This is a genomic window from Pseudomonas sp. B6001, assembly GCF_013386015.1.
Lineage (GTDB): Bacteria > Pseudomonadota > Gammaproteobacteria > Pseudomonadales > Pseudomonadaceae > Aquipseudomonas.
The window spans coordinates 51,862-77,492 of the sequence record NZ_JACAOX010000012.1; the positions used below are offsets into that span (position 1 = coordinate 51,862).

Genomic DNA, 25,631 nt, shown 5'->3' on the forward strand with positions numbered 1-25,631 from the left:
ATTCGGTCATCGGCACGCTGCCGGCGGGTTGCGACTTGGGCAACCGGGTGTTTTCAGAGAAATCCCAAGGCGCCGAGTACCGGAAATGACTGATATTGCCCGCCAGGTCATGCCACAAGGTCTGACACACGATGCAGCACAAAATTCGCCGCAATGGCACAATTGCCCTGCTTCGCCCTCCCCCAGACAGGATTAACCATGCCATTGCAACTCACCACCGCCCACCTGATCGTCAACCCGTGCGATGACGAAGAAGACAACATGGCCATGCTCTGCTGCCACGGCGACAAGGGCGAGATGTTCATGGTGACCCGTTATCCGGACGAGGACGAGGTGGAAGTCACCTGGGATTACGAGCCGTCGACCCTGGACGGGCTGAAGATCACCCTGAGTGCCACGACACTGTTAGTGGAGATTGGCGCGGCGGATGCCGATGCATTGGGCGGCCACGATCAATTGGCAATCACCCACGGCACCGCCGAGTCGGATCTGGCCGAAGTGGAAGAAACCCTGCAGAACATTCTCAAGGGCACCGGGACCTATATCCGGGCCTAGCTGCCAAACACGCACAATGTGGCGAGGGAGCTTGCTCCCGCTGGGCTGCGAAGCGGCCCCAATCCAGCCAACTGCTTTCTGCCTGGAAAAACTCGGCAGCCTTGTTGGGGCTGCTGCGCAACCCAGCGGGAGCAAGCTCCCTCGCCACAAAGGCAGGCGCCTATCGGAAAAAACCTCAGACATTTCCCACATTTCCCGAAAAATACCCCCCGCGCCGTTAGTCTCCACCCCCTCCGATGCATTAAAGTAACGCCCCCAGGCCTGGCATTTTTCGCAATGCCCAGTCTCACCTCTCCAGGAACCGTCATCGATGGAACATCGTGAAGCGCTGCTTGCGCTGCGAACCTTTCTTTCAACGCAGATTCTCGGCCAGGAAAAACTCATCGAGCGCTTGCTCATTGCCCTGCTCGCCGATGGCCACATGCTGGTTGAAGGCGCTCCCGGGCTGGCCAAGACCAAGGCCATCAAGGAGCTTGCCGAAGGGATCGAGGCCCAGTTCCATCGCATCCAGTTCACCCCCGACCTGCTGCCCGCCGACATCACCGGCACCGAGATCTATCGCCCGGAAACCGGCAGTTTCGTGTTCCAGCAAGGCCCGATCTTCCACAACCTGGTGCTGGCGGACGAAATCAACCGTGCCCCGGCCAAGGTGCAGTCGGCATTGCTCGAAGCCATGGCCGAGCGCCAGGTCAGCGTGGGGCGCAGCACTTACGAGTTGTCGCCATTGTTCCTGGTGATGGCCACGCAAAACCCGATCGAGCAGGAAGGCACCTACCCGCTGCCCGAAGCCCAGCTCGACCGTTTCCTGATGCACGTGAAAATCGGCTTCCCCGATGCCGCCGTCGAGCGCCGCATCCTGCAGCAGGCCCGTGGCGAAGCCCTCAACGGTGAAACCAAGCCCGAGCGGCGCGTCAGCCAGCAGGCGATCTTCGCCGCGCGCAAGGAAATCCTCGGCCTGTACATGGCCGATGCGGTGGAGGAATACCTGGTGCAACTGGTCATGGCCACTCGCACCCCGGCCAAGTTCGATCCGGAAATGGCCGAATGGATTGCCTATGGCGCCAGCCCTCGTGGCTCGATTGCCCTGGACCGCTGCGCCCGGGCCCACGCCTGGCTGGCCGGTCGCGATTTCGTCAGCCCGGAAGACATCCAGGCGGTGCTGTTCGACGTGCTGCGTCATCGCATCATCCTGTCGTTCGAAGCTGAAGCGGCCGGTATCGACCAGGACCGCGTGGTGCAACGCATTCTCGACGTCGTTGCCGTCGCTTGACGCCCATGAACGCTGGCGATGGAACCCGTGTCACCCTGAGCGAATTGATCGAGATGCGCCATCGCGTCCGAGAAGTGCAGCTGTTTTCCACGCCGAGCCAGCGCAGCCCGCTGATCGGCCTGCACCACTCGAAACTGCGCGGGCGCGGGGTCGACTTCGACCAGGTGCGGGTGTATCAGGCCGGCGACGATGTGCGCACCATCGACTGGCGCGTCACCGCACGCACCCAGGAGCCACACACCAAGCTGTTTCATGAAGAGCGCGAACGGCCGATCTTCATCATGGTGGAGCAAAGCTGCCGCTTGTTTTTCGGCTCGGGGCAGATGTTCAAGTCGGTGCTGGCGGCTCAGGCGGCGAGCCTGATCGGCTGGGCGGCGCTGGGCCATAACGACCGGGTCGGCGGGCTGGTGTTCGGTGACAGCGAGCACTACGAAATCAAACCCCGGCGCAGCAAGCAAAGCCTGCTGCAATTGCTCAACCGGTTGGTACGGGTCAACCAGAGCCTCAACACCGAACGCCGCCCCGAAGCCGACGCCCTCGGCATGGCCTTGCGCCGAGCCCGGGAAGTATTGCGCCCGGGCAGCCTGGTGATTGTGATCTGTGACGAGCGCGCCCTGACCGAAGGCGCCGAGCAACAGCTGAGCCTGTTGTCGCGGCATTGCGACCTGCTGCTGTTGCCGGTTTCCGACCCGCTGGACCACGCCCTGCCCGCCGCCGGCCTGCTGCGCTTCGCCGAGCGCGGCGCACAGCTGGAACTGGACACCCTGAATTTTGATCTGCGCCAGGCCTACAAGGCCCAGGCCGAAGCCCGCAGCGCACGCTGGGAACTGCTCGCGCAAAAGCTGCGGGTGCTGTTGATGCCCTTGAGTACCCAGGGTGAAATGGTCGAGCAACTGCGCGAATACCTGAACCCGCAACGCCCGGTTAAAAAGCAATGAGCAGCCTCGACCAACTGCAACCCCTGATCGCCCCGCCAGTGATCGGCTTCTGGCCGCCGGCGCCGGGTTGGTGGCTGTTGCTGCTGATCATCCCGTTGGCGGGCTGGGGCCTGTGGTGGCTGCGCCGTTTCCTGCCAGCCAAGCGCCCATTGGCCCGTGCCGAACAACCCCTGGACCCGCTGCGCATCGCCGCCCTCGCCGAACTGGCGCTGATGCCCAAACCCTACGACGGCGCACCGGCCGGTGCCTGGCTGCAACAACTCAACGGCCTGCTCAAGCGCCTGTGCCGCAACGACTACCCCTACAGCCAGAGCCACACCCTCAATGGCCGCAAGTGGCTGGCGTTCCTCGACAACCGCTGCCCCGCCGCCGGCCTGACCCGCTGGATGGTGCTGGTGGAAGGCGCCTACAAGCCCGAATGCAAACTCGACGACAAGGCCATCGCCGGGCTGACCCAGGCCGTCGACACCTGGATTCGCAAACATGTTTGAGTTCGCCTGGCCGTGGATCTTTGCCCTGTTGCCATTGCCCTGGTTGCTGCGCCTCATCCTGCCGGTGGCCGACAGCGGCGAACCGGCGCTGAAAGTCAGCTTCCTCAGCGACCTCGAAGGCCTGGCCCGCCGCCGCGCGCGGGTCAACCTGCCGGGATGGCGCCAGCAAGCGCCGTTTGTGTTCCTGTGGCTGCTGCTGTTGACCGCCGCCGCCCGCCCGGAATGGCTCGGCGAACCCTTGCCGATTGCAGCCAGCGGCCGCGACTTGCTGGTGGCGGTGGACGTTTCCGGCTCGATGGACTTCCCCGACATGCAATGGCAAGACGAAGACGTCAGCCGCCTGAGCCTGGTCAAGCACCTGCTGGGAGATTTCCTGGAGGGCCGCGAAGGTGATCGCGTGGGATTAATCCTGTTCGGCAGCCAGGCCTATCTGCAAGCGCCGCTGACCTTTGACCGGCGCACCGTGCGCACCTGGCTGGATGAGGCACGGATTGGCATCGCCGGTAAAAACACCGCGATTGGCGACGCCATCGGCCTGGCCCTCAAGCGCCTGCGCCAGCGTCCGGCGCAAAGCCGGGTGCTGATCCTGGTCACCGACGGCGCCAACAATGCCGGCGAAATCGACCCGCTGACCGCCGCCCGCCTGGCCGCCGAAGAAGGGGTGAAAATCTACCCGATCGGCATCGGCGCAGACCCCGAGCAAACCGGCTCCCTGGGCATCCTCGGCGTCAACCCGAGCCTCGACCTCGACGAGCCGGCCCTCAAGGCCATCGCCGAGGCCACCGGCGGCCGCTACTTCCGCGCCCGCGACGGCAACGAACTGCTGAAGATCAAGGAAACCCTCGACCAGCTCGAACCCGTGGCCCAGCAACCCACCCAGGCCCGCCCCGCCCAGGCGCTGTACAGCGCGCCGCTGGCGTTGGCGCTGATCCTCAGCATGCTGCTGGTGATCCAGGAACGCTGGCCGGATAACGCCCTGCAACGCCTGTTCAACAAACTCTCAAGCAAGGGCCGTTTCCTGCAACCCAATCCTGAATGGCGTGAACGCCTCAAACGCCTGCGTTTGCGGAGGCGTCGATGATCGCCCTGTGGCCGCACTGGTTCCGTCCCTGGTGGCTGTTGCTGCTGCCGCTGCTCGGTTGGTTGCTGTGGCAGTTGTGGCACCGCCAGAAACGCGCCGGGCGCTGGCAGATGATTCTGCCGCCGGCGTTCCATGCCGCGCTGCTCAGCGGCGGCAGTGGCCGCGAAAGCAAGTCGCCATGGGTGGTGCTCGGCATCGCCTGGCTGCTGGCCGTGCTGGCGTTGCTGGGCCCGAGCTGGGAACGCGTCGAACAGTCCAGCCAGAAGCCCGCCGACCCGCTGGTGGTGCTGCTGGAACTGACCCCGGAAATGCTCGCCACCGACAGCCCGCCCAGCCGCCTCGAACAGGCACGGCGCAAGCTGTTCGACCTGCTTCAGGCCCGCAGCGATGCGCAGACCGCCATCGTGGTCTACGCCGGCAGCGCCCATACGCTGGTGCCACTCTCGGACGACCTGGCCACCAGCCATAACCTGCTGGAAGCCCTGCGCCCCTCGATCATGCCCGAGCCCGGCCACCGCGCCGACCTGGCCGTGGAGAAGGCCCTGAGCCTGCTCAAGCATGGCGGCCTCGGCCAGGGTCGGCTGCTGCTGATCGGCTCGTCGCTGTCCAAGCAGGAACGCCAGGGGATCCGCCTGCAGCTGCAAGGCAACCAGGCGCCGAGCCTGTCGATCCTCGGCATTGGCAGCCGCGAAGGCACGCCGGTGACCCAGGAAAGCGGCGAATTCCTCAAGGACGCCCAAGGCGCAATCCTCGTACCGCGTCTCGACAGCCCGACCCTCAAGGCATTCGCCAGCGAAATGGGCGGCCGCTACCGCCAGGCCCGCCTGGACGACAAGGACCTGCGCCACCTCGGCCTGCTGGATGGCCCGCAAAACCTGCGCAATGACGGCCAACTGCTGCACCTCGACACCTGGGCCGACCAGGGTTATTGGTTGCTCTTGCCACTGCTGCTGCTCGCTGCCTGCGCCGGGCGCCGGGGCTGGCTGTTCTTCCTGCCGTTGCTGCTGTTGGGCGCGCCGCAGCCCAGCTATGCCTTCGACTTCCAGGACCTGTGGCTGCGCCCCGACCAACAGGGTCAACTGCTGCTGAAGAAAAAACGCCCGGCCGAAGCAGCCGAACATTTCGAAGACCCGCAATGGCAAGGCGTCGCACTGTATGAAGCGGGCAACTATGCCGAAGCCGCCAAGCGGTTTGCCGAAGGCAGCGACGCCTACTCCCACTACAATCGAGGCAATGCCCTGGCCAAAAGCGGCGAGCTGGAAGCGGCGATCGATGCCTACGAACAAGCCCTCGAAGCCCAGCCAGACTTGCAGCCGGCGCTGAAGAACAAGGCGCTGGTGGAAAGCCTGATGCAACAGGAACCGGAAAAAACCGAGCCGGCCAAGCCTGCAAAAAACGAGGATGACGAAACCACCCAACCCGGCCAGACTGCGCAACCGGGCGCCAGCAGCCAGACCGCCACCGGTGGCGAGCAGACGTCCCAAGGCCAGGGCCAGCCCGGCGCGACCGACACGCAAACCGGGGCCACGCCCCACGCCGGCAGCAACGAGGTACCCGGCAGCGAGTTGGGTGATGAACAAACCACCACCCCGCCCCTGCGCCCGGTCGACGGCACGCTTGAAGGCGAGCAGCGCCAGGCCCTGGAACAATGGCTGCGGCAGATCCCGGACAACCCCGGCGAGTTGCTGCGACGCAAATTCTGGTACGAACAGCAACAACATCAGGACAAGACTCGATGAACCGCTGCACCGCCCTTCTTCTCACCCTCGCGTTGTGGGCCAGCCAGGCCCAGGCCGCCGGCCTGGTGGCCAGTGTCGACCGCAGCCGCATCAATTCCGGGGAGACGGTGGAACTGACGGTGGAATCCAACGACGTCACGCTGTTCGGCAAACCGGACCTGGCGCCGCTGGACCCTCTGTTTGAAGTGAGCGGCACACGCCAGATCAACCAGCTCACCACCCTGGGCGGCGACAACCACGCCACCACCCGCTGGATCATCACCCTGCTGCCCAAGGAGAACGGCACCGTGGTGATTCCACCGTTGCAGATCGGCGAACTCAAGACCCAGCCGATTACCCTGCAAGTGGTGGAAACCGTCAGCCAGAACACCGAGGCCCAACTGGCTCCTGTGTTCATCGAAACCAACCTCGACCAGGACAGCGTCTACGTCCAGGCCCAGGCGTTGCTGACCGTGCGCGTCTACCACTCGGTATCGCTGTATGACGACAGCAGCCTCACGCCGTTGCAGGTCGCCGATACGCGCATCGAGCAGTTGGGCGAGTCGCGCACCTACGAGAAAGTCATCAACGGCATCCGCCACGGTGTGATCGAAACCCGCTATGCCATCTACCCGCAGCACAGCGGCACACTGACCATTCCGACGCAGACGTTCAGCGCCACCCTGGTAGAGCCACGGCCCGCCCAGGACAACAACCCCCAGGGTTCCAAGCCCGGTAAGCTGATTCACGTCAGTTCGCCGGAGCTGTCGTTGACGGTCAAGGCCAAGCCGGCAATGTACCCGGCCGACGCTCCCTGGCTGCCGGCCCGCAGCCTGACCCTCACGGAAAGCTGGAACCCCGAGCCCGATCACGTACAGGTGGGCGACTCCCTGACCCGCAGCCTGACCTTGAAAGCCGAAGGCCTGGCCGGCGCGCAACTGCCACCGCTGGCACTGAGCGACATCCCCGGCCTGCGCCGCTACCCGGACCAGCCGGTGCTGAGCAACCAGAACAACGACCGTGGCCTGATCGGCAGCCGTGAAGACCGCGAAGCGCTGGTGCCCAACCGCGTTGGCGCGCTTGAACTGCCGGCGGTGGAAGTGGTGTGGTGGAACACCCACGAAGACCATCTGGAACGCACCAGCCTGCCGGCGCGCACCCTGCAGGTGGCGACCAACCCAAGCCTGATCGTGGACACGCCGGCCAGCCCGACCGTGATCACCGCGCCGGACAACGACAGCCTGTGGATCTGGCAACTGACCAGCCTGATCCTGGCCTGCACCACCCTGCTGGGCTTCGGTTTGTGGTGGCGTGCACGCTGGCAGCCGGCGATTTTGCGTGCCGCGCAAACCGGCCCGAGCCCGCGTACCTTGCTGGACGACCTCAAGCGGGCGAGCCAGGCGAATGACCCGCAGGCTACGCGTCAGGCGCTGGATGCCTGGGCGCGACAGCAGCCGGAGACCCTGGCGGATATGGCGGCGCGGTTTGTGCCGTTGTCGGATGCGCTGGATGGGTTGAACGGCGCGCTGTACAGCGAGAGTGGGCAGTATTGGCAGGGAGAGGAATTGTGGCGGGCGGTGAAGGCGATTCCGATGGCGGAGCGCGAGCAGGACCCTGCGGGGGACAGCACCAGCTTGCCGCCGCTGTATCCCAAATAGCCCCCCTTGCAGAAACACCGCAAACCCAATGTGGGAGCGGGCTTGCTCGCGAAAGCGGTCTGTCAGTCACATATCTGCTGACTGATCTACCGCCTTCGCGAGCAAGCCCGCACCCACATTTTTGATCTGCGGCGTCTGGGTTACTTGCGCGCCGCCTCCCACGACTTCAGCAACTCGTTATAACTGACCGTCTCACCCTGTGGCTTCTCATTCGCCAGCTTCGGTTTCGGCGCACCCGGCTGGTCAAACCAGTATTGCGCGTCCCGTTCCTCGTTCATTTTCGGCCCGCAAATCGGCTGCACCTTGGAGCGTTCCAGGCGCGTCATGATCGCGTCCTGATCCTTGGCCAACCCATCCAGCGCCTGCTGCGGCGTCTTCTCTCCGCTGGCCGCTTCCGAAATATGGCTCCACCACAATTGCGCCAACCGTGGATAGTCCGGCACGTTGGTGCCGGTCGGGGTCCACTCCACCCGGGCCGGGCTGCGGTAGAACTCCACCAACCCACCGAGTTTCGGCGCCAGGTCGGTCATGGCCTGGGAGTTGATGTCGGACTCACGAATCGGCGTCAGGCCAACGATGGTTTTCTTCAGCGACACGGTTTTCGAGGTCACGAACTGCGCGTACAGCCAGGCCGCCAGTTTCTGCTTCTCGGGCGTCGACTTGAGGAAGGTCCAGGAACCTACGTCCTGATAGCCCTTCTTCATGCCCTTTTCCCAGTAAGGCCCGACGGGCGATGGCGCCATGCGCCATTTCGGCGTGCCGTCGGCGTTGACCACCGGCAGGCCCGGCTTGGTCATGTCGGCGGTAAACGCGGTGTACCAGAAGATCTGCTGGGCGATGTTGCCCTGGGACGGCACCGGACCGGATTCGGAGAAGGTCATGCCCGCCGCTTCCGGTGGTGCATAGGCTTTCATCCAGTCCACGTATTTCTGCGTGGCATACACCGCCGCCGGGCCGTTGGTGTCGCCACCACGGGTGACGCTGGAGCCCACCGGGTGGCAGTCCTCCACGCGAATGCCCCATTCGTCCACCGGCAAACCGTTGGGCAGACCCTTGTCGCCGCCACCGGCCATGGAGAACCAGGCATCGGTGAAGCGCCAGCCCAGGGACGGGTCTTTCTTGCCATAGTCCATGTGCCCGTAGACGCGCTTGCCGTCAATTTCCTTGACGTCTTCGCTGAAGAATTTGGCGATGTCTTCGTAGGCCGACCAGTTCACCGGCACGCCGAGTTCATAGCCGTACTTCTCCTTGAACTTGGCTTTCAGGTCTGCCCGTTCGAACCAGTCGGCGCGGAACCAGTACAGGTTGGCGAACTGTTGGTCGGGCAGTTGGTAGATCTTGCCGTCGGGCGCAGTGGTGAACGAAATACCGATGAAGTCCTTGATGTCCAGGGTGGGTGAAGTGAAGTTCTTGCCTTCGTTGGCCATCAGGTCGGTGATGGATTCTGTCTTGCCATAGCGAAAGTGCGTACCGATCAAGTCGGAATCGTTGACCCAGCCGTCATAGATATTCTTGTCGGACTGCATCTGGGTTTGCAGCTTTTCCACCACGTCGCCTTCCTGCAGCAAGTCGTGGGTCAGCTTGATCCCGGTGATTTCGCTGAAGGCCTTGGCCAGCACCTTGGATTCATACTCGTGGGTGGTGAGGGTTTCCGACACCACGTTGATCTTCATCCCACGAAACGGCTCCGCGGCCTTGATAAACCACTTCAGCTCTTCAAGCTGCTGGGCTTCGGTGAGGGTCGACGGTTTGAACTCACTGCCGATCCATTTTTTCGCAGCGTCTTCATAAGCATCCGCCCAGGCCGCAGCACTGAGCCCGCTGAGCGCCAGCACGGCCGCCAATGAAATGCTATGTCGCAGCTTATTGTTTTTATCGAACATAGAGACCTCCTGGTTTTGGGGTTCAAAAGGGGCAGCTAGCCCCAACGCATCACAGACAACAGCCACACCAGAGACAGCGCGGACGCCACCCAGATGCTCCAGCCGGTTACGCCGATCACCAACAAATGCAGGTAGGCGCTGCCGAGAAGACCGATAAACAAACGATCACCACGGGTGGTGCTGATCGGTAAAAAGCCGCGCCGGGGGATACTCGGCGAGCGCAATTCCCAGGTCGTCATGCCCACCAGCAGCAGGCCGATCGCGGCAAAGAACAGTGCGGTCGGGGTGGTCCAGGCCATCCATTCCATCATCGACTCCTCAGACCCGGCCCAGGGCAAAGCCCTTGGCCACATGGTTGCGAACAAACCAGATCACCAGCATGCCCGGCAAAATGGTCAACACCCCCGCCGCCGCCAGCACGCCCCAGTCGATGCCGGAGGCCGAAACCGTACGGGTCATCACTGCGGCGATGGGTTTGGCGTTCACCGACGTCAGCGTGCGTGCCAGCAGGAGCTCGACCCAGGAAAACATGAAGCAGAAAAACGCCGTGACGCCGATCCCCGAGCCAATCAGCGGGATGAAGATCTTCACGAAAAACTTGGGAAAACTGTACCCGTCGATGTAGGCCGTTTCGTCGATTTCCTTGGGCACGCCCGACATGAAACCTTCGAGAATCCACACCGCCAGCGGCACGTTGAACAGGCAATGGGCCAAGGCCACCGCGATATGCGTATCGAACAAGCCAATGGACGAATACAGCTGGAAGAAGGGCAGCAAAAACACTGCCGGCGGCGCCATGCGGTTGGTCAGCAACCAGAAGAACAAGTGCTTGTCGCCGAGGAAGCGGTAGCGCGAGAACGCGTAGGCCGCCGGCAGCGCCACGCTCAGGGAAATCACGGTGTTGAGGCTGACGTAGTACAGCGAGTTGAGGTAGCCGGTGTACCAGCTCGGGTCGGTGAAGATCACCTTGTAGTTGGCGAAGGTGATGTCCTGCGGAAACAGGGTCAGGCCGCCGAGGATTTCAGTGTTGCTCTTGAAGGACATGTTCAGCAGCCAGTAGATCGGCACCAGCAGGAACAGGATGTAGACCAGCAGCGGGATCAGCTTGCGCTTGCTCATGTTGGCGGCCTCAGCGGTTGGCGTCGGAGTGGGTCATGGCGGTGTAGAACAGCCAGGACACCAACAGGATGATCAGGAAGTACACCAGCGAAAACGCCGCCGCCGGGCCCAGGTCGAATTGGCCTACGGCCATTTGGGTAAGCGTCTGGCTGAGGAAGGTGGTGGCGTTCCCTGGCCCGCCGCCCGTCAGCACAAACGGTTCGGTGTAGATCATGAAACTGTCCATGAAGCGCAGCATCACCGCGATCAACAGCACGCTTTTCAGTTTTGGCAGCTGGATATGTCGGAACACCGCCCAGCTGGACGCCCGATCAATCCGCGCCGCCTGGTAGTACACATCCGGGATCGCCCGCAGCCCCGAGAAACACAGCAGCGCCACCAGGGACGTCCAGTGCCACACGTCCATCACCAGCACCGTGACCCAGGCGTCCATGGTGTTGGCGGCGTAGTTGTAGCTGATGCCCATCGCATTGAGCGTGGAACCCATCAGGCCAATGTCGGCACGGCCAAAGATCTGCCAGATGGTGCCGACCACGTTCCACGGAATCAGCAGCGGAATCGCCATTACGATCAACACCAGCGACGACCATCGGCCCTTGGTGGGCATCGTCAGGGCAATCGCGATGCCCAGCGGCATCTCGATCAACAGCACACACGCCGAGTAGATGAACTGACGCAGCAGCGAGTCATGCAGGCGCGGGTCCAGCAGCACCTGTTTGTACCAGTCGGCGCCGACGAAGTAACGGCTGGATTGGTCGAAGATGTCCTGCACCGAGTAGTTGACCACGGTCATCATCGGGATCACCGCGCTGAAGGCCACCAGCAGGAACACCGGCAATACCAGCCACCAGGCCTTGTTGTTCTGCACCTTGTTCATGGCTGCACCTCCAGCAAGTAGTCATCGGCATACACCATCAGCCACTGCCCCGGAAAGCTGATGGACGCCTGGCCCTCGGGCACCGGTTTGTCTTCGGCCAGGCGCACTTTCAACGGTGCGCCATCGAGGTTGAGGGTCATGATCTTGTAGGTGCCGAGGTCTTCCACATGGGTGACTTGCGCCTGTAGCGCGTCGGGATTGTGCTCATCCCACACATGGATAAATTCCGGGCGGATGCCGACCTGCAGCCTTTTGTAAGGCGTTTCGCCAATGCGCTGCTGCAACGCCTCGGGCAACGCCAGATGTGTCCCGGCAAAGCGCACACCGCCCGCCTCTGCCTGCACCTCAATCAGATTCATCCCAGGGCTGCCGATGAAATAGCCGACAAAGGTGTGGCTGGGCCGCTCGAACAACTCCCGGGGCGTGCCGAACTGCACGATCTGCCCGCCATACATCACCGCGATCTTGTCGGCGAAGGTCGAGGCTTCCAGTTGGTCGTGGGTCACGTAGACCATGGTGATGTTGAACTGCTCGTGGATCTGCTTGAGCTTGCGCCGCAGCTTCCATTTCAGGTGCGGGTCGATCACCGTCAGCGGTTCGTCGAACAGGATCGCCGACACGTCATCCCGCACCAGGCCGCGGCCCATGGAGACTTTCTGCTTTTCATCGGCAGTGAGGTTGCGGGCCTTTTTGTCCAGCAGGTTTTGCAGGTCGAGCACCTCGGCAATTTCCTGCACCTTGCTGTGAATCTTCGCCTCGGCCATGCCCTGGTTTCGCAGGGGAAAAGCCAGGTTATCGAACACGGTCATGGTGTCGTACACCACCGGGAACTGGAACACCTGGGCGATGTTGCGCTTTTCCGGGGTCAGCTCGTTGACCACCTTGGCGTCGAACAGCACCTGGCCTTCGGATGGGCTGAGCAGGCCGGAGATGATGTTGAGCAAGGTCGACTTGCCGCAGCCCGACGGCCCCAGCAACGCGTAGGCGCCGCCCTGCTCCCAGACGTGGTTCATCTCGCGAATCGCGTAGTCCTCGGGGCCGTTTGGCTTTGAGCTGTAGCTGTGGGCCAGGTTCTGCAAATGGATCTCGGCCATCAGGCAACCCTCGCGACACGTCGGCCGGGGGCCTGGACCAGCCGTCCCTGGCCATCGAACACAAACAGTTTGTGGGTGGGGATATAGATGCGGATCGGCGCGTCGACGTCGTACTCATGCACCCCGGGCAAGTGCAGCACCAGCAGGAAGTGTTCGCTGCGTACGTGCAGGAAGGTTTCCGAGCCACTGATCTCGGCGACCTCCACGGTCACGGCCAATTCCAGGTCATCGTCGTTGCTCGGCACCAGGCTGATATGGCTGGGGCGCACGCCAAAGCGAAACTCGCCTTCGCCGATGGGCCGCAGGTCAACGTTCAGCGGAAAGTGCACGAAGTTGGCGAAGCTCACTTCATTGCCACTGATGCGCCCGGGCATCAGGTTGATCGGCGGCTCGGAAAACAGCTCGGCCGCCAGCACGGTTTGCGGCTGGTGATAGACCTCGGCCGCCTTGCCGCTCTGGATCACCCGGCCCTCATGCAGAATCGTGGTGGTGCCGCCCAGGGCCAGGGCTTCGTTGGGTTCGGTGGTGGCGTAGATCGCGATGGTATGGCGTGCCTTGAACAGCTCGCGCATTTCCTGGCGCAGTTCTTCGCGCAGTTTGTAGTCCAGGTTCACCAGGGGTTCATCGAACAGAATCAGCTCGGCATCCTTGACCAGCGCCCGGGCCATGGCGGTGCGTTGCTGCTGGCCGCCGGAGAGTTCCAGGGGGTGACGCTGGAGGAATTTCTCGATACGCAGCATTTTCGCGGTTTCGAGGACTTTGCTCTGGATCTGCTCGGCAGAGACTCCGGCCTGGCGCAGCGGCGAGGCGATGTTCTCGAACACGGTCATGGTCGGGTAGTTGATGAACTGCTGATAGACCATCGACACATTGCGCAGGCGCACCGGCTTCTGGGTGACGTCCACGCCATTCATCAGGATGCGCCCGCTGTCAGGCTTGTCCAGGCCGGCCATCAGGCGCATCAGGCTGGTCTTGCCGGAGAGCGTGCGGCCCAGCAATACATTGAAGGAACCGGCTTCGAAACGCAGGTTGGCGTCGTCGATCCAGGTTTGGCCTTCGACAACGCGAGTGACGTGCTCCAGGGTCAATGACATGACACGACCTTTTTATTATTGGAATGGTTCTGGCAGGAGCACAGAGCGAGTTCCGTGCCAACAACCCAAACCTCAGGCCGGTCAACGAGTTAGGCAAAACAGCGATTCGCCTCTGAACAGAAATGAACAGGTCAGGCTGAACAACTGAACAATCGGCGGGTTGACAATGAACAGTTCTGAACAACACTGAACGGGCCTTCCGCACCCCAGAACAACAATAAAGCAAGGGTCACCGCCATGAGCACACCGCTGGCGCACGATGCCATCATCCAGGACTCCTGGCGCCGCTGCCGGGCCTATGGCCTGGATCACCAGAGCACACCGAGCTTCGACCAATTGCCCGCAGACGGCGTCAGCCAGTTGCTGGAAAGCCAGCATTCCCTTGTGCAGACCACCCACCAGGAAGTGCTGCCCTACTACGAAAACATCCTCAGCAACTCCAACTGCCTGATCATGCTTGCCGACAACCAGGGCCAGGTGCTGACTTCGTGGGGCACCCAACGCTTTATCGACCCCAAGCTGGCCCGTGGTTTCAGCGCCGGCGCCAGCTGGATGGAGCGCTCCAGCGGCACCAACGCCATCGGCACCGCCCTGGCCTGTGCCCAGGCAGTGCATATCGAACATGACGAACACTTCCTCAAGGCCAACCGTTTCATGACCGGCTCGGCAGCGCCGATCTTCGATGCGCAGCGGGAAATCATCGCGGTGCTGGATGTGTCCAGCGACAGCTACCTGCCGCCCTCCCACACCCTCGGCATGGTCAAGATGATGAGCCAGACCGTCGAGAACCGGCTGATCCTCAACCTGTTTCGCGGTGAGCATTTCCAGCTGACGTTCAACACCGGGCTGAACAACCTCGATAGCCAGTGGGCCGGACTGCTGATTTTTGATGAAAGCGGTCAGGTACTGTCAGCCAACCGCCGGGCGGACAACCTGCTCGGCATCAGCCTGTCGCGGGTGCTGATCGACAGCCTGTTCAAGGTCTCGCTGCTGGAACTGCTCAACCAGCCCGAAGGCCTGCCCTTCTCGCTGCAAGCCGCCGGGCGCAACCGTTTCCAGTGCCTGCTGAAACGGCCGAAACAGGCGCCAGTGCAGGCTCGCGTGTTCGTGGAAACGAAAAAGCCCCGCGAACCCGGCCCCACGGCCATCAGTCTCAAGACCCTGCACTTCGGCGATGCCCGCGTGGAAAAGGCCGTGCGTCAGGCCGAGCGCCTGCTGGAAAAGGATATTCCGTTGCTGATCCACGGTGAAACCGGTGTCGGCAAGGAAGTGTTCGTCAAAGCCCTGCACCAGGCCAGTTCCCGCAGCCAACAAGCGTTTATCGCGGTCAACTGCGCAGCGATCCCCGCCGAGCTGGTGGAGTCGGAACTGTTCGGCTATGAAAAAGGCGCGTTCACCGGCGCCAACCAGAAAGGCAGCATCGGGCTGATCCGCAAGGCAGACAAAGGCACGCTGTTCCTCGACGAGATCGGCGACATGCCCCTGCCGACCCAGGCCCGGCTGTTGCGGGTATTGCAGGAACGCTGTGTGCAGCCTGTAGGCAGCAGCGAGTTGTACCCGGTGGATTTGCGGATCATCTCCGCCACCAACCGCTCGCTGCGCGAACAGGTACAGCTCGGGCGTTTTCGCGAAGACCTGTATTACCGCATCGGTGGCCTGACCCTGGAGCTGCCGCCGCTACGGGAGCGCACGGATAAACAGGCGTTGTTCAAGCAGCTGTGGCAACAGCATCGCGAGCCGACGCAGTGGGCCGGGTTGACTAACGAGGTGCTGGCCTTGTTTGAACAGCATCCGTGGCCGGGGAACCTGCGCCAGGTGAGCAGCGTGTTGCAGGTGGCACTGGCCATGGCGGAAGAGCAGCCGATTCGGGCGGAACATTTGCCGGATGATTTTTTTGTGGATTTGAATGGGGTGGTGCCGGTGTGTGATGCAGTGGATGACAGTCTGGACCTGAATGAGCGACTGAAGGCGGTGGGCGGGAATATCTCTCACCTGGCCAGAGAGCTTGGCGTCAGCCGCAATACCCTCTACAAACGCCTGCGACAAAACGGGAATGCTGTGTAGAAACACAATCAAAAATGTGGGAGCGGGCTTGCTCGCGAATGCGGTATATCAGTCGCTGATGCTTTAACTGACAGTCTGCATTCGCGAGCAAGCCCGCTCCCACATTGGAACTACATTGGGTTTGAGAAGTGGGTTCAGTTCAGGACCGGCCTTGCCCCCATTGGCACTTTGCGCCCTGGCGCCGCCATTTCAAACAACTGCTCCACCCGCGCACTCTCCTCCTCACTCGGCTTGATCACCAATGCACACGCCACAAAAATCCCCGCATTGACCACCAGCCCCACAATCCCGCTGGTCAACGACCCCAGCCCGGGAATGTCGTCCGGATACATCGTCGTCAGCACAATCGCCACCACGATCCCCGCCAGCATCCCGGCAATCGCGCCTTCCTTGTTGCCGCGGCGGCTGAAAATGCCGAAGAACAGCGGCACCGCCAACTGGATAATCCCCTGGTAGGAAATCTGCGCCAGCAATTGCAGTCGCGCGTAATCAAAGGTCAGGTATGCCAGCACCGAGGCGGCAACGATAAACACCACCATCCCGGACTTGGCCAGCAGCGTCAGTTGCCGGTCGGTACGCGGGGTGTTCCAGGTGGCAAGGTCGTTGGCGAACTGGGTGCCGCAGACCTGCACGCAGCCGTCGACGTGGCCGATGCTCGCCGCCAGTACGATGACGATAGCCAGCGCCAGCATCCACGGCCCGCCGATGTCGAACAGCGAGAGGAACCAGCCTTGTTGCGGGTGCGCGATGACGTTCGGGTCCTGGCTGATGGCCGCGGCAAACAGCATCAGAATCCCGTAGAAACCACCCACCAACAGGATCGTGTACAGCGTGCCTTTCTTCACCGCCTTGACGCCGCTGGCGGTGTAGATGCGCTGGAAGCTCATGGGCCAGCACATCGAGCCGATCACGCCGGTGAAGATCAGGCTGAACATGTACAGCGGGCCGTAACCGGTGCCGCTGGCGCCGGGAATCAGCAACATTTTCGCCGGCAGGTGCGCCAGGTTGGAGAACGACGCCTGGTCGCCGAACAGCAGGAACACACACAGCGCCGCACACACGACATAGGCGATCAGACCCTGGAACATGTCGGTCATGATCAGCCCGCGCATGCCCATGCTCACGGTCCAGTACTGGCGCACCAGCACCACCACCACGCCGGCGACCAGGCAGGTGGTGACGCCCCAGCGGCCGAAGCTGGCGAACTGGAACAACATCGCCAACGCCTGGATGCCCATCACCACCCACGGGAATACCGAGATGATGCCGATGATCGAGGCCACGCGCTTGACCACCGGGCTGTTGAAGCGCATGCCGAGCAAGTCCGGCTGGGTGCGCAGGTTGAAACGCTGGCCCCAGGTCCACGCGCGGCGGGCCATCAGGTACATTGCCGTCACGCCAAGGGTGGCGTAGACCATGCCGTAGAAGCCCAGGGCGCCGCCGATGGTCAGGGCGAAAAACGCGGTAAAGGTCGAGCCCGGCCACCACGAGTTGGTGTAACACATGGCGATGTACCACGGCCCATAGGAGCGCCCGCCTACGGCGTAATCGGAAAAACTCGTGCTCTCGCGGTTGGTGGCGTACAGCACGGCGATCATCCCGGCCAGGAACAGGCCGATGACGCCGAAGGTGATAAAGAGGTTGGCATCGCTGGCGGTGCTGATCATTGCGCATCCCCCTCTTCGGGTATTTCGCCGGCCTTCAATTCGGCGACGTACAACGCCCACAGGCCCAGGCCTGCGAGGACTGCAATGGCGATCCAGTAGAAGATCGGCAACGGTATGCCCAGTACCAACGCGGTACTGCCGCTCACGCTCAAATAGAACGGCGGGAATAAGGCGAGCATCAGCAACAGGAAAAAGTACACGCCAAAGAGTTGGCTTTTCAGGCGTCCGGGTGGTGCGCTATCAGATTTCATGAGTCGGGTGCTCCTTGAATTTGTGGATCGTTTTTTTGTGTGATCAAACAAAAATCAAGCAGTGAAAACGCAGGCACCAATCAGCGCCCAAGTGACTTCATTCAATGCATTATTGTTGTCTGGCGCAGGCTCAAGCCTGTCTTAGCCAGGTTTCCCATTGCGAATCGTTGATGATGCTGCGGGCACGCATGTGCTTCCAGGTGCCGTATTTATAGAAGTCGAAATCCAGCTGCGACACCGCGTGCTGCACCATCGCCCAGGTCGACCATTTGATGTCCGCCAGGGCCTTGTGCAACTTGATGCGCGCGAGGTTCTGCGGGGTGACCTGGCCGAAGTAATCCTCGATCAGGGCCAGTTCCATTTCATCAGTGAAAAACATCTCGCCGAACCACAGCGCCAGTTCGTAATGCCGGTCGTTGTTGGAGGCGTATTCGAAGTCCACCAGACGAATTTGCCGACGGTCGTTGAGCATGAAATTACCCGCCAGGGTGTCATTCATGCAGGGAGCCAGGTCGATGCCGGAAGCTTGCAGCACGCCCCGGGCGCGGTCGCATTGGCGGCGCAGCCAGGCGTCGTCGGCGGGCTTGCAGCCGTTGAGTTGCTCCACCTGCCGCTGGTGCTCGGCAATCATGTCGAACACGGTCTTGGTCTGCACCAGTGGCGGCTGGTCGTTGAACGCCTTGAGGGCGTGCAGCGCGTTGTGGCGCACGTCGCGGTCGAGGAAGTCGTGGTTGGAGGAGGCGCGCCAGCCCTCCATGAACTCGAAGACTTCCACGCCGAACTCTTCAAGGAATGCGAACACCGGCGCGCCATAGCCGGTTTGCGCCGCCTTGAGGCTGGCGTCGTGGGCCGTGCGGCGGTCGATGAACATCTCGGTGCCCACGCCCGGTACCTTGAAGAAATACGCAGTGTCGATCCCGGCCACTTCCACCCGCCAGTTGGTGTTGGAAATCCCGCCGCTGACCGGTTCATAACGAATGCCGGTGCCGCCCCAACTGGCAACCCCGCGCACCGCCGCTTCCAGCTGACACTCTTGTGGCGTACACGCCTCACCTAACGCTTTCATGCCTGCCCCTCCTGTACCTGACGTAGCCAACCTTCAAACCGCGGGTCTTGCAGACTTTGGCGGCAGCGCAACAGCGTCCACTGCCCGACCTTGGAAAACTCCAGCGGCCGCGCCGAGGTAGCGCCGACCCACAGGCCCCAGAGCGTCCAGTACCAATCGTTGATCAAGGCGTACAAGCGGCAGCGCGCATAGTCGCTTTCACGGCACTCGCCGGCCCAGGCATGGATGCCTTCGCGCCAGTCGTTTTCGAAGACGTACAACTCGTTAAGGCTGATGGCCACGTCGTACCAGGGATCACCACTGCCGGCGTAATCGAAGTCGATCAGTTGCAAGGCGCCGTCCGGGCCGATCATCACGTTGCTCGCCACGCCGTCGCCGTGCAGCGGCACCGAGTCGCTGGCGTTCAGTTGCAGCGAGGTCCAGGCCAGGTCAATGCAGGTGCTGATCCAGGCGTGGTCGATGGGCAAGGCCACGCTGTAGCGCACGCATAATTCGCGCAGGTGCTGGATGTCTTGCAGCGGCGAGCGGGCGAAGCCCGGCGAGGTGCCTTGGTGCAGTTGTTTCTTCAGGGTCCAGAGCGCTTGCAGGCGCTGGGGCTGCATCAATTCGTCGAGGCGGGCCCAACGCCACTCGCTGGTGGGCAACGCATCCAGCAGCAACACGCCGGCCGTGGCATCCACCAGGCGCACACCCGGCGTCACGTCGCAATCAGCTGCCAGTTGGGTGGCGCGGGCAGTGCGTTCAATGTCGATCAGCGCGCGCATGTCGTCATGCAAGACTTTGGCGTAACACTGGCCCCACGGTGCGCTGACGGTAAAACCGGCCCACTCGGTGGCCAGGCGTACCGGCGAGGCAATCCCGGCGGTGCCCTCTTCGACCACCACATGGGCGGACAAGCCGGCGGCCTCCAGGGCGCCCAGCAGCCGTGACTTTGCTTGCAAACGACTCGACATGGCAGACCTCAGCGGTAGGCGTTGGGGGTGGAACAGGCGCGGTGCAGCAACGCGGTCAGCATGTGCAGGCCGTTGCGCATGTCCTGCTCGCTGGTGAATTCCGCTTCGTTGTGGGACACGCCATTGCTGCTCGGGATAAACAGCAGGCACACCGGGTAATGCCGGCTCAGGCTGATGGCGTCGTGGCCTGACACGGTGACGCTGTTGCCGATGGGCAAGCGCAGTTGCTGGCCGACGCCGTAGGCCAGCTCGGCAAAACCGTGATGCAGGTGGCTCGGCTCACGCAGGGCGCGGCTTTCGATGCTGTAGTCAGTCGACGTGGCGCTGGCGGTGGCCTTGAGGCTGGCGTCCAGGCGCGCACCGGCTGCGGCCAGTAATTCGGTGTCGGGCGAGCGGTACTCGACATGCAACGTCACGCTGGAAGGCACCACGTTGGGGGAATTGGGATAGATCTCCAGGCGCCCCACCGAGCTGTGCAGTTGCACGCCGTGCAGGTCGGCCTCGGCCCGCACCGCAGTGATCGCGTGGGCGGCGGCCAGCAAGGCATCCTTGCGTGCAGCCATGGGTGTAGGACCGGTGTGGTTCTGTTCACCGATGAACCGAATCCGTTGCTTGAGGGCGGCCCAGGTGTCGCGCACCACACCGATGGCCAGCCCGTCGCGCTCAAGGCCATCACCTTGTTCGACGTGGATTTCCACATAACCGGCGACGTCCAGCTCGACGCGGCCCTCCCCCAGATAACCAATCTGCTGCAGCGCATGCTTGAGGCTGATGCCATCGCCATCGCGGCAGGCCCAGGCGTCCTGCAGGGCCAGGTCACCGGTGAACACGCTGCTGCCGATCAGGCTGGGCTGGAAACGCGCGCCCTCCTCGTTGGTCCAGTTCACCACCGCCAGGTTGCACGCCGGTACTTCGCCGCGCTCGCGCAGTTGGCGAGCCAGGCTGGCCACCGCGACTGCGCCGGCCAGCACGCCATAGACCCCATCGAAACGCCCGGCACTCGGCTGGCTGTCGAGATGCGAGCCACACAGCACGTAGGGCGCTTCTGGATTAAAGGTGATCAAACCGAACATGTTACCCACTGCATCCACACGCACGTCAAAACCGCGTTCAGTCAGCCAGGCCGCGAACAGGTCGCGCACGGCGCCGTCTTCAGCCGAGGCGGCGAGGCGATGCAGCCCACCGGCCTTGGTTGCACCGATGGCCGAAGTGTCGCGGAACAGCGCCTCGAAGGTTTCAAGGTCCTGTTCACTGGGCACCAGCAACTCAGGGGTAAAGGATATCGACATGGGCTTGCTCCAGGCGGGTCGCAAAGTCGTTGGACGGCGCACGATTGGTGACCAGGGTCGTGATGGCGCTGAACGGCAGCGTATTGATAAAGGTGCGGTGGCCGAACTTGGCGTCATCGGCCAGGATCACGCTGCGCAGGCTGTGTTTGGTCAGTTCCCGGCGCAGCAGCGCCTCGGGCTCCTGGTAGTCCATGAACCCCAGCTCCAGGTCGACAGCGCCGATGCCCATGAAGGCAATGTCGTAGTGGAACTGTCGGACGAATTCCAGGGTGTGGGCGCCAATCAGCGCGTTGTCGTTGCGGCGCACATCGCCGGGCACCACCAGCACCTGGTTGGCGCTTTGCTCGGTGATCAGGCGGGCGATGTCCAGGGAGTTGGTGATGATGCGCAACTGGCTGAACGCGGTCAGTTGCTGGGCCAGGGCCAGGGTCGAGGTGCCGGTGTCGAGGAACAGCACCATGCCTTCGCTCACCAGCTTCGCTGCACACACCGCGATACGCGTCTTGGCCTGGGGCTTGATGCGGCTACGCACTTGCAGCGGCTGTTCTTCGTTGAGCCGCGGCAGGATCGCGCCGCCGTGGATGCGCCGCAGCTTGCCGGCTTCTTCCAGGTACTTGAAGTCGCGGCGGATGGTTTCTTCGGAGACGAACAGCGCCTGCGCCAGGTCCGACGCCTTGACGCGCTGGTGTTGGGTGAGCAGGAGCATGATTTCGTCGAGACGTGGCTGGTTGAGCATAAAAGAGGTATTCCAGGGCAGGTTCAGGCGGCCGGTATTGCGCGCCCCACGGCGAAACGCGGCGCGAGCCGGTCCAGCGGGGAGCATAGAACGTAATACAGCCATGGACAGGGTCACGGGTACCTCTCACTCATCAGGGTGTGAAAGGGCAGGACAACACAAAGCGTTTATCACGGGCGGGCTTCTTTTGAGCCCACTCCGGGTTCAATCAATCAGGGCATCAGCATCGGGGGGAGGTGCTGATCCCAGGGGGCGATGGCTTCGACGGCCGCGCAGAATTGCAGCACCTGGGCGTCGGCAAAACGTGGGCCGATCACCTGCAGGCCAATCGGCAAACCGCTCGGGCTGAAGCCGCAGGGCAGGCTGGCAGCGGGGTTGCCGGTGATATTGAACGGATAGGTAAACGGCGTCCAGCGGGCCCAGGGCACCGCGCCCTCCTCGCCCGGCCAGCCCTCGGGGGCAACCCGGTCGGCGGCGAACGGCAGGATCGGCATCGTCGGCATCAGCAGTACGTCGTAGTCATTAAACAGCGCGTGTACCTGATTGGCGAACAGTGCACGTTGCTGCACAGCCTTGAGGTAGGCCGCCAGATCGTAATCGGCGGAGCGCTTGATCAGCGCAGCGAAACCCGGGTCCAGTTGGTCGAGGCGATCGGCCAGGGATTTGCCATAGGCGATCCCGCGCCCGCCGACCCACAGGGTTTCGAAGGTGGCCAGCGGGTCTTGCCAGTCCAGGTTCAGGGTGGTGACGGTGACCGGCAGCTCATCCGCAAGGTAATGCACCGCCGCTTCGACGGTGGCGGCGATGACCGGGTCCACCGGCGTATCGAACAAGGTCGGGCAATACGCCACACGCACAGGGCCCAGCGGTTGGTCGCAGCGCGCCAGGTAGGACTCGGTGGGCGCGGGCAAGGCCTGGTGATCCAGCGGATCGGGCCCGGAGAGGATATCGAAGAGTAACGCGCTGTCGCGCACGGTGCGGGTGATCGGGCCGGCGTGGCTGAGCATTTCAGTGGCGGACCAGGGCCAGGTGGGGATGCGCCCAAGAGAGCCTTTAAGAGCGAATGCACCGCAAAAGGCGCCGGGAATGCGCACCGAACCGCCGCCGTCGGAACCCAGCGTGGCCGGGACCATGCGTGCTGCCACCGCAATGGCCGAGCCGGAACTGGATCCTCCGCTGGTGAGCTGGGGGTTCCAGGGGTTGCGGCCATTGCCGAATACCCGGGAGGTGCTGGCGCCGGTCCAGCCGAATTCGGTGGTGGCGGTCTTGCCGAGGATGATCGCGCCGGCCTCCTTGAGGCGGCGGATGATCGGGGCGTCCTGGGTGGGGACGTTGTCCAGGCCGGTCAGCGAACCGCGGGTGGTGCGCAGATTGGCGGTGGAGAACAGGTCTTTGATGCCGAAGGGGATGCCGTGGAGCGGGCCACGAAATTGGTTGGCCTGCGCTTCTGCGGTCAGGATTTCAGCCTGCTCCCGCGCGGATTCGGTGTAGACGTCGCCGAAGGCATTCAGTGTGGGATTGTGGGTTTTGATGGCTTCGAGGCTTTGCTCGACCAGTTGCACAGGGGTCAGTGTGCCTTGGCGGATGCTTTCGGCTGCGTGCAGGACGCTGGGCATGTGGGTCAGTGAGATATCAGTCTTCATTGAGCATCCTGGGACATCTGCGAAATGATCCAGCGGGTACGTCAATAGACGCCAAGGGAATGGAAGCTGTCAAGTTGGATTTGTTGCGTATGTGGGTTTTGTGGGATTTATTTTTGTCGGAGATTTGGCTTACGAAAACGGGTCGGTTTAGCCGGGGATTTGGCGAAACGTCCTATCAGTAGCAGTGGATAGCTCTGACTTCTTTCTCTTACAAACCTCTGCAAAGTCCCTCGCCTGATCACACAGCGCGAGGGAACGCCGATGTTTTTTTCGATTAATGCCCTGCCCGATGGGGCTGCCTCTTGAATCCCGCCATAGGCAGGTTGGCCCTGGCTCCCATGGATGTGGAGACGAAGGACGTTGAAGCGGTCTTTCGTAATTTCAGGGAGTGCCTTAACTCGTTTGACGATTGGGCTGAGAGCTTCTGGAGCTTTTCGTCGCTGGAAGTCGAGCAGGTGTTCAAGGTTGGGGATGAGGTCGCGCTGGTCGCGCCTGTTTCCTCTAAAGCCCCCAGTACCACCGTTGCAATGTGCAAACCCAATGGTGCGCTGACCCTGGTGCATATGTTTGAGAGCAAGCGGTTTGTGCCGATCGGCAACACGCCGGTCATGCTCCAGGCCATCGCCGAGGACGGCAGCCTGATCGGTCCCCCCATTCATAAAACCATCGGCCCCAGCGGCATCCTCGAAATCACCGACTGCACGCGCGACCAGCAGTATCAGGTCAGCTTCTACCCCGATGTTTCCAAGGATCACGTCAAGGCGCTCTACGCCTCCTATCAGTCGGTGATCAGCTCGCTGGAAAGCAGCTTGCGCAGTGAATGGACGAGCACCTTCGAAGAGCAGTGGAAACAGTACTCAAACGCCAGCGCCCTCGACCGTCGCAAGTTGATGGACGCCGCGTTTGTGCGAGGGATTACGAACACGCTGTACAGCCTTTGGGACGGTATTCCAAACCTGTACGACTGGCTGGCGGACATCAAACCCAATAGCGAAAAGTTGCTGCAGTACCTCTCCCAAGGCGAGCTTGAAGAGCTGTTGAAGCTCAGCAATGAGGCCATTGCCAACGGTCTTCTGGTGCTGAGCGATGAACCGTTGTTGTTCATCTATCTGTCGGCGATGTTCAGTTGGGCGCAATTGCTTCCGCCGCCGGACATGAACGAGCTGCTGGGGGAAATGACTTCCGAGGTACTGCTCAACCTGCTGTTGCTGTTGGCCACCGGCGGCATGGGTGTGGCGGTGCGTTTGGGCCCGCAGGTGCTGGGCAAGGTCAGGTCCGGCCGGGCACGGGTGTTACTCGAGCAGATGGCCAAGTTGGGCGAGGCACCACGGCTGGACTGGCACCCCAGTGTGCTTAAGCCGGTGTCGCTTAAAAATGATCCAGTGTCGATCAAGGCAGCGGCCGTGCCGTTGAAGGCCGGTGTAAACGAGGTTTCGAATCCGGCAGCGCTGGTCCGAAAGCCTAAAGCAGCGCGCACGGCGCTGGTGAAGCAAGAACATGTGGATGATGCCCCGGCTTCGGCGAAAAACCCCAATGGGGATGCTTCGGTCTGTTCGGCGAATACCTGTACCAATGGCTGCCCGGTATCGATGGTTACTGGTGAGGAGCTGCTGACCCTCACGGATGGCTCGTTGGAGGGTGTGCTGCCATTTGCCTGGACGCGGTTGTATCGCAGCAGTGCCGTGGAAGTGGATTGCGGGCTGGGGTTTGGCTGGAGTCATGCGCTGGCGCAGCGCTTGGTGGTGAGCGGCGAATCGGTGGTGTGGACCGATCACGAAAACCGCAGCACCACCTTTCCCCTGCCCTCTGCTGCACGGCCGGCGATCACCAATAGCCTGGCGGAAGCGGCGATTTATCTGGGTGCTTTGCCGGATGAATGGGTGCTGGCTCAGGCGTCGCTTTTCTACCACTTCCGTGACGGTGTGCTGACGGCGATCAGCGATGCTTACGACAACCGGCTGCGCATTTCCCGCGACTACTCGGGACGGATTCAGCGGATCGATAACCATGTTGGTCAGGGATTGCTGCTGCGGTATGAGCACGGCCATATCGTTGCCGTCGACTATCAGGTGCAGCGGGAGCCGGGCTGGGTCACCGAACAGAACGTTGTTGCCTACACGTACGACGATGCCTGGCGGTTGGTTGAGGCGACCAACGCTGTCGGCGAAAGCGAGCGTTATCGGT

Annotated in this window: 22 protein-coding genes; 9 read left to right on the plus strand and 13 right to left on the minus strand. The window is 62.3% G+C overall.

What is annotated here, in order from left to right:
• Nucleotides 1–198 precede the first annotated feature (198 nt).
• The 7 genes from HX821_RS14060 (at nucleotide 199) to HX821_RS14090 (ending at nucleotide 7,711) form a co-directional block, all read left to right on the plus strand.
• Complete coding sequence (locus HX821_RS14060; protein WP_003212949.1) at nucleotides 199–555, plus strand: hypothetical protein; 357 nt, start codon at nucleotides 199–201, stop codon at nucleotides 553–555.
• Nucleotides 556–865: 310 nt separating this feature from the next.
• On the plus strand, nucleotides 866–1,825 hold the full coding sequence (locus HX821_RS14065) for a MoxR family ATPase (RefSeq protein WP_003218556.1): 960 nt from the start codon (nucleotides 866–868) through the stop codon (nucleotides 1,823–1,825).
• 5 nt (nucleotides 1,826–1,830) lie between these two features.
• Complete coding sequence (locus HX821_RS14070; RefSeq protein WP_003218540.1) at nucleotides 1,831–2,763, plus strand: DUF58 domain-containing protein; 933 nt, start codon at nucleotides 1,831–1,833, stop codon at nucleotides 2,761–2,763.
• Nucleotides 2,760–3,254, plus strand: a complete 495-nt coding sequence (locus HX821_RS14075; RefSeq protein WP_003218539.1) for a DUF4381 domain-containing protein — start codon at nucleotides 2,760–2,762, stop codon at nucleotides 3,252–3,254. The genes HX821_RS14070 and HX821_RS14075 overlap by 4 nt, the downstream gene beginning before the upstream one ends.
• On the plus strand, nucleotides 3,247–4,335 hold the full coding sequence (locus HX821_RS14080) for a VWA domain-containing protein (RefSeq protein ID WP_003218538.1): 1,089 nt from the start codon (nucleotides 3,247–3,249) through the stop codon (nucleotides 4,333–4,335). The genes HX821_RS14075 and HX821_RS14080 overlap by 8 nt, the downstream gene beginning before the upstream one ends.
• Entirely contained in the window at nucleotides 4,332–6,074 is a 1,743-nt protein-coding gene (locus HX821_RS14085; RefSeq protein WP_177035929.1) for a tetratricopeptide repeat protein, read from the plus strand. Before HX821_RS14080 ends, HX821_RS14085 begins: the two co-directional genes overlap by 4 nt.
• A complete protein-coding gene (locus tag HX821_RS14090; RefSeq protein WP_008433046.1) occupies nucleotides 6,071–7,711 on the plus strand; it encodes a BatD family protein in 1,641 nt (546 codons plus the stop codon). Before HX821_RS14085 ends, HX821_RS14090 begins: the two co-directional genes overlap by 4 nt.
• A gap of 140 nt (nucleotides 7,712–7,851) precedes the next feature.
• On the opposite strand, the gene HX821_RS14095 is transcribed toward HX821_RS14090, so the two are convergent.
• From HX821_RS14095 to HX821_RS14120, 6 genes are read right to left on the minus strand one after another with little or no spacing between them, the layout of a single operon-like run.
• Entirely contained in the window at nucleotides 7,852–9,594 is a 1,743-nt protein-coding gene (locus HX821_RS14095; protein WP_003218534.1) for an ABC transporter substrate-binding protein, read from the minus strand.
• A 35-nt stretch (nucleotides 9,595–9,629) separates the two neighbouring features.
• Nucleotides 9,630–9,902: a DUF2160 domain-containing protein gene (locus tag HX821_RS14100; RefSeq protein ID WP_003218532.1), complete on the minus strand. Its 273-nt coding sequence runs from the start codon at nucleotides 9,900–9,902 to the stop codon at nucleotides 9,630–9,632.
• A 10-nt stretch (nucleotides 9,903–9,912) separates the two neighbouring features.
• Nucleotides 9,913–10,713, minus strand: coding sequence for a carbohydrate ABC transporter permease (locus HX821_RS14105; RefSeq protein WP_177035930.1), 801 nt, complete (start codon nucleotides 10,711–10,713; stop codon nucleotides 9,913–9,915).
• Nucleotides 10,714–10,723: 10 nt separating this feature from the next.
• The gene (locus HX821_RS14110; protein ID WP_177035931.1) at nucleotides 10,724–11,590 is read right to left on the minus strand and encodes a carbohydrate ABC transporter permease; all 867 of its coding nucleotides are present in this window, start codon (nucleotides 11,588–11,590) and stop codon (nucleotides 10,724–10,726) included.
• Nucleotides 11,587–12,684 carry an ABC transporter ATP-binding protein gene (locus tag HX821_RS14115; protein ID WP_102369282.1) on the minus strand — a complete coding sequence of 366 codons (1,098 nt, stop codon included), beginning with the start codon at nucleotides 12,682–12,684 and terminating at the stop codon, nucleotides 11,587–11,589. The genes HX821_RS14110 and HX821_RS14115 overlap by 4 nt, the downstream gene beginning before the upstream one ends.
• Nucleotides 12,684–13,778 (minus strand): ABC transporter ATP-binding protein, encoded by a 1,095-nt coding sequence (locus HX821_RS14120; protein WP_003218524.1) that lies wholly within the window; start codon nucleotides 13,776–13,778, stop codon nucleotides 12,684–12,686. The genes HX821_RS14115 and HX821_RS14120 overlap by 1 nt, the downstream gene beginning before the upstream one ends.
• A gap of 237 nt (nucleotides 13,779–14,015) precedes the next feature.
• Between HX821_RS14120 and HX821_RS14125 the strand changes: the two genes are divergently transcribed.
• Entirely contained in the window at nucleotides 14,016–15,842 is a 1,827-nt protein-coding gene (locus HX821_RS14125; protein WP_134326816.1) for a sigma-54-dependent Fis family transcriptional regulator, read from the plus strand.
• Nucleotides 15,843–15,976: 134 nt separating this feature from the next.
• Here HX821_RS14125 and HX821_RS14130 read toward each other — a convergent pair whose 3' ends face one another.
• The 7 genes from HX821_RS14130 to HX821_RS14160 all read right to left on the minus strand — a co-directional run bounded on the left by HX821_RS14130 (nucleotide 15,977) and on the right by HX821_RS14160 (nucleotide 23,420).
• The gene (locus tag HX821_RS14130; RefSeq protein ID WP_177035932.1) at nucleotides 15,977–17,509 is read right to left on the minus strand and encodes a sodium:solute symporter; all 1,533 of its coding nucleotides are present in this window, start codon (nucleotides 17,507–17,509) and stop codon (nucleotides 15,977–15,979) included.
• A complete protein-coding gene (locus tag HX821_RS14135) occupies nucleotides 17,506–17,760 on the minus strand; it encodes a hypothetical protein (RefSeq protein WP_003218518.1) in 255 nt (84 codons plus the stop codon). The genes HX821_RS14130 and HX821_RS14135 overlap by 4 nt, the downstream gene beginning before the upstream one ends.
• Nucleotides 17,761–17,890: 130 nt before the next feature.
• Complete coding sequence (locus HX821_RS14140; protein WP_003218516.1) at nucleotides 17,891–18,826, minus strand: choline kinase family protein; 936 nt, start codon at nucleotides 18,824–18,826, stop codon at nucleotides 17,891–17,893.
• Nucleotides 18,823–19,779 carry an aminoglycoside phosphotransferase family protein gene (locus tag HX821_RS14145; protein ID WP_177021223.1) on the minus strand — a complete coding sequence of 319 codons (957 nt, stop codon included), beginning with the start codon at nucleotides 19,777–19,779 and terminating at the stop codon, nucleotides 18,823–18,825. Before HX821_RS14145 ends, HX821_RS14140 begins: the two co-directional genes overlap by 4 nt.
• 8 nt (nucleotides 19,780–19,787) lie before the next feature.
• Nucleotides 19,788–21,068 (minus strand): M20 family metallo-hydrolase, encoded by a 1,281-nt coding sequence (locus HX821_RS14150; RefSeq protein ID WP_177035933.1) that lies wholly within the window; start codon nucleotides 21,066–21,068, stop codon nucleotides 19,788–19,790.
• Nucleotides 21,046–21,804 (minus strand): DeoR/GlpR family DNA-binding transcription regulator, encoded by a 759-nt coding sequence (locus tag HX821_RS14155; RefSeq protein ID WP_008433061.1) that lies wholly within the window; start codon nucleotides 21,802–21,804, stop codon nucleotides 21,046–21,048. Before HX821_RS14155 ends, HX821_RS14150 begins: the two co-directional genes overlap by 23 nt.
• A gap of 212 nt (nucleotides 21,805–22,016) precedes the next feature.
• Nucleotides 22,017–23,420 carry an amidase gene (locus tag HX821_RS14160; RefSeq protein WP_032899092.1) on the minus strand — a complete coding sequence of 468 codons (1,404 nt, stop codon included), beginning with the start codon at nucleotides 23,418–23,420 and terminating at the stop codon, nucleotides 22,017–22,019.
• Nucleotides 23,421–23,785: 365 nt separating this feature from the next.
• Between HX821_RS14160 and HX821_RS14165 the strand changes: the two genes are divergently transcribed.
• A partial coding sequence (locus HX821_RS14165) for a DUF6531 domain-containing protein (protein WP_256344180.1) occupies nucleotides 23,786–25,631 on the plus strand: 1,846 nt, incomplete at its 3' end.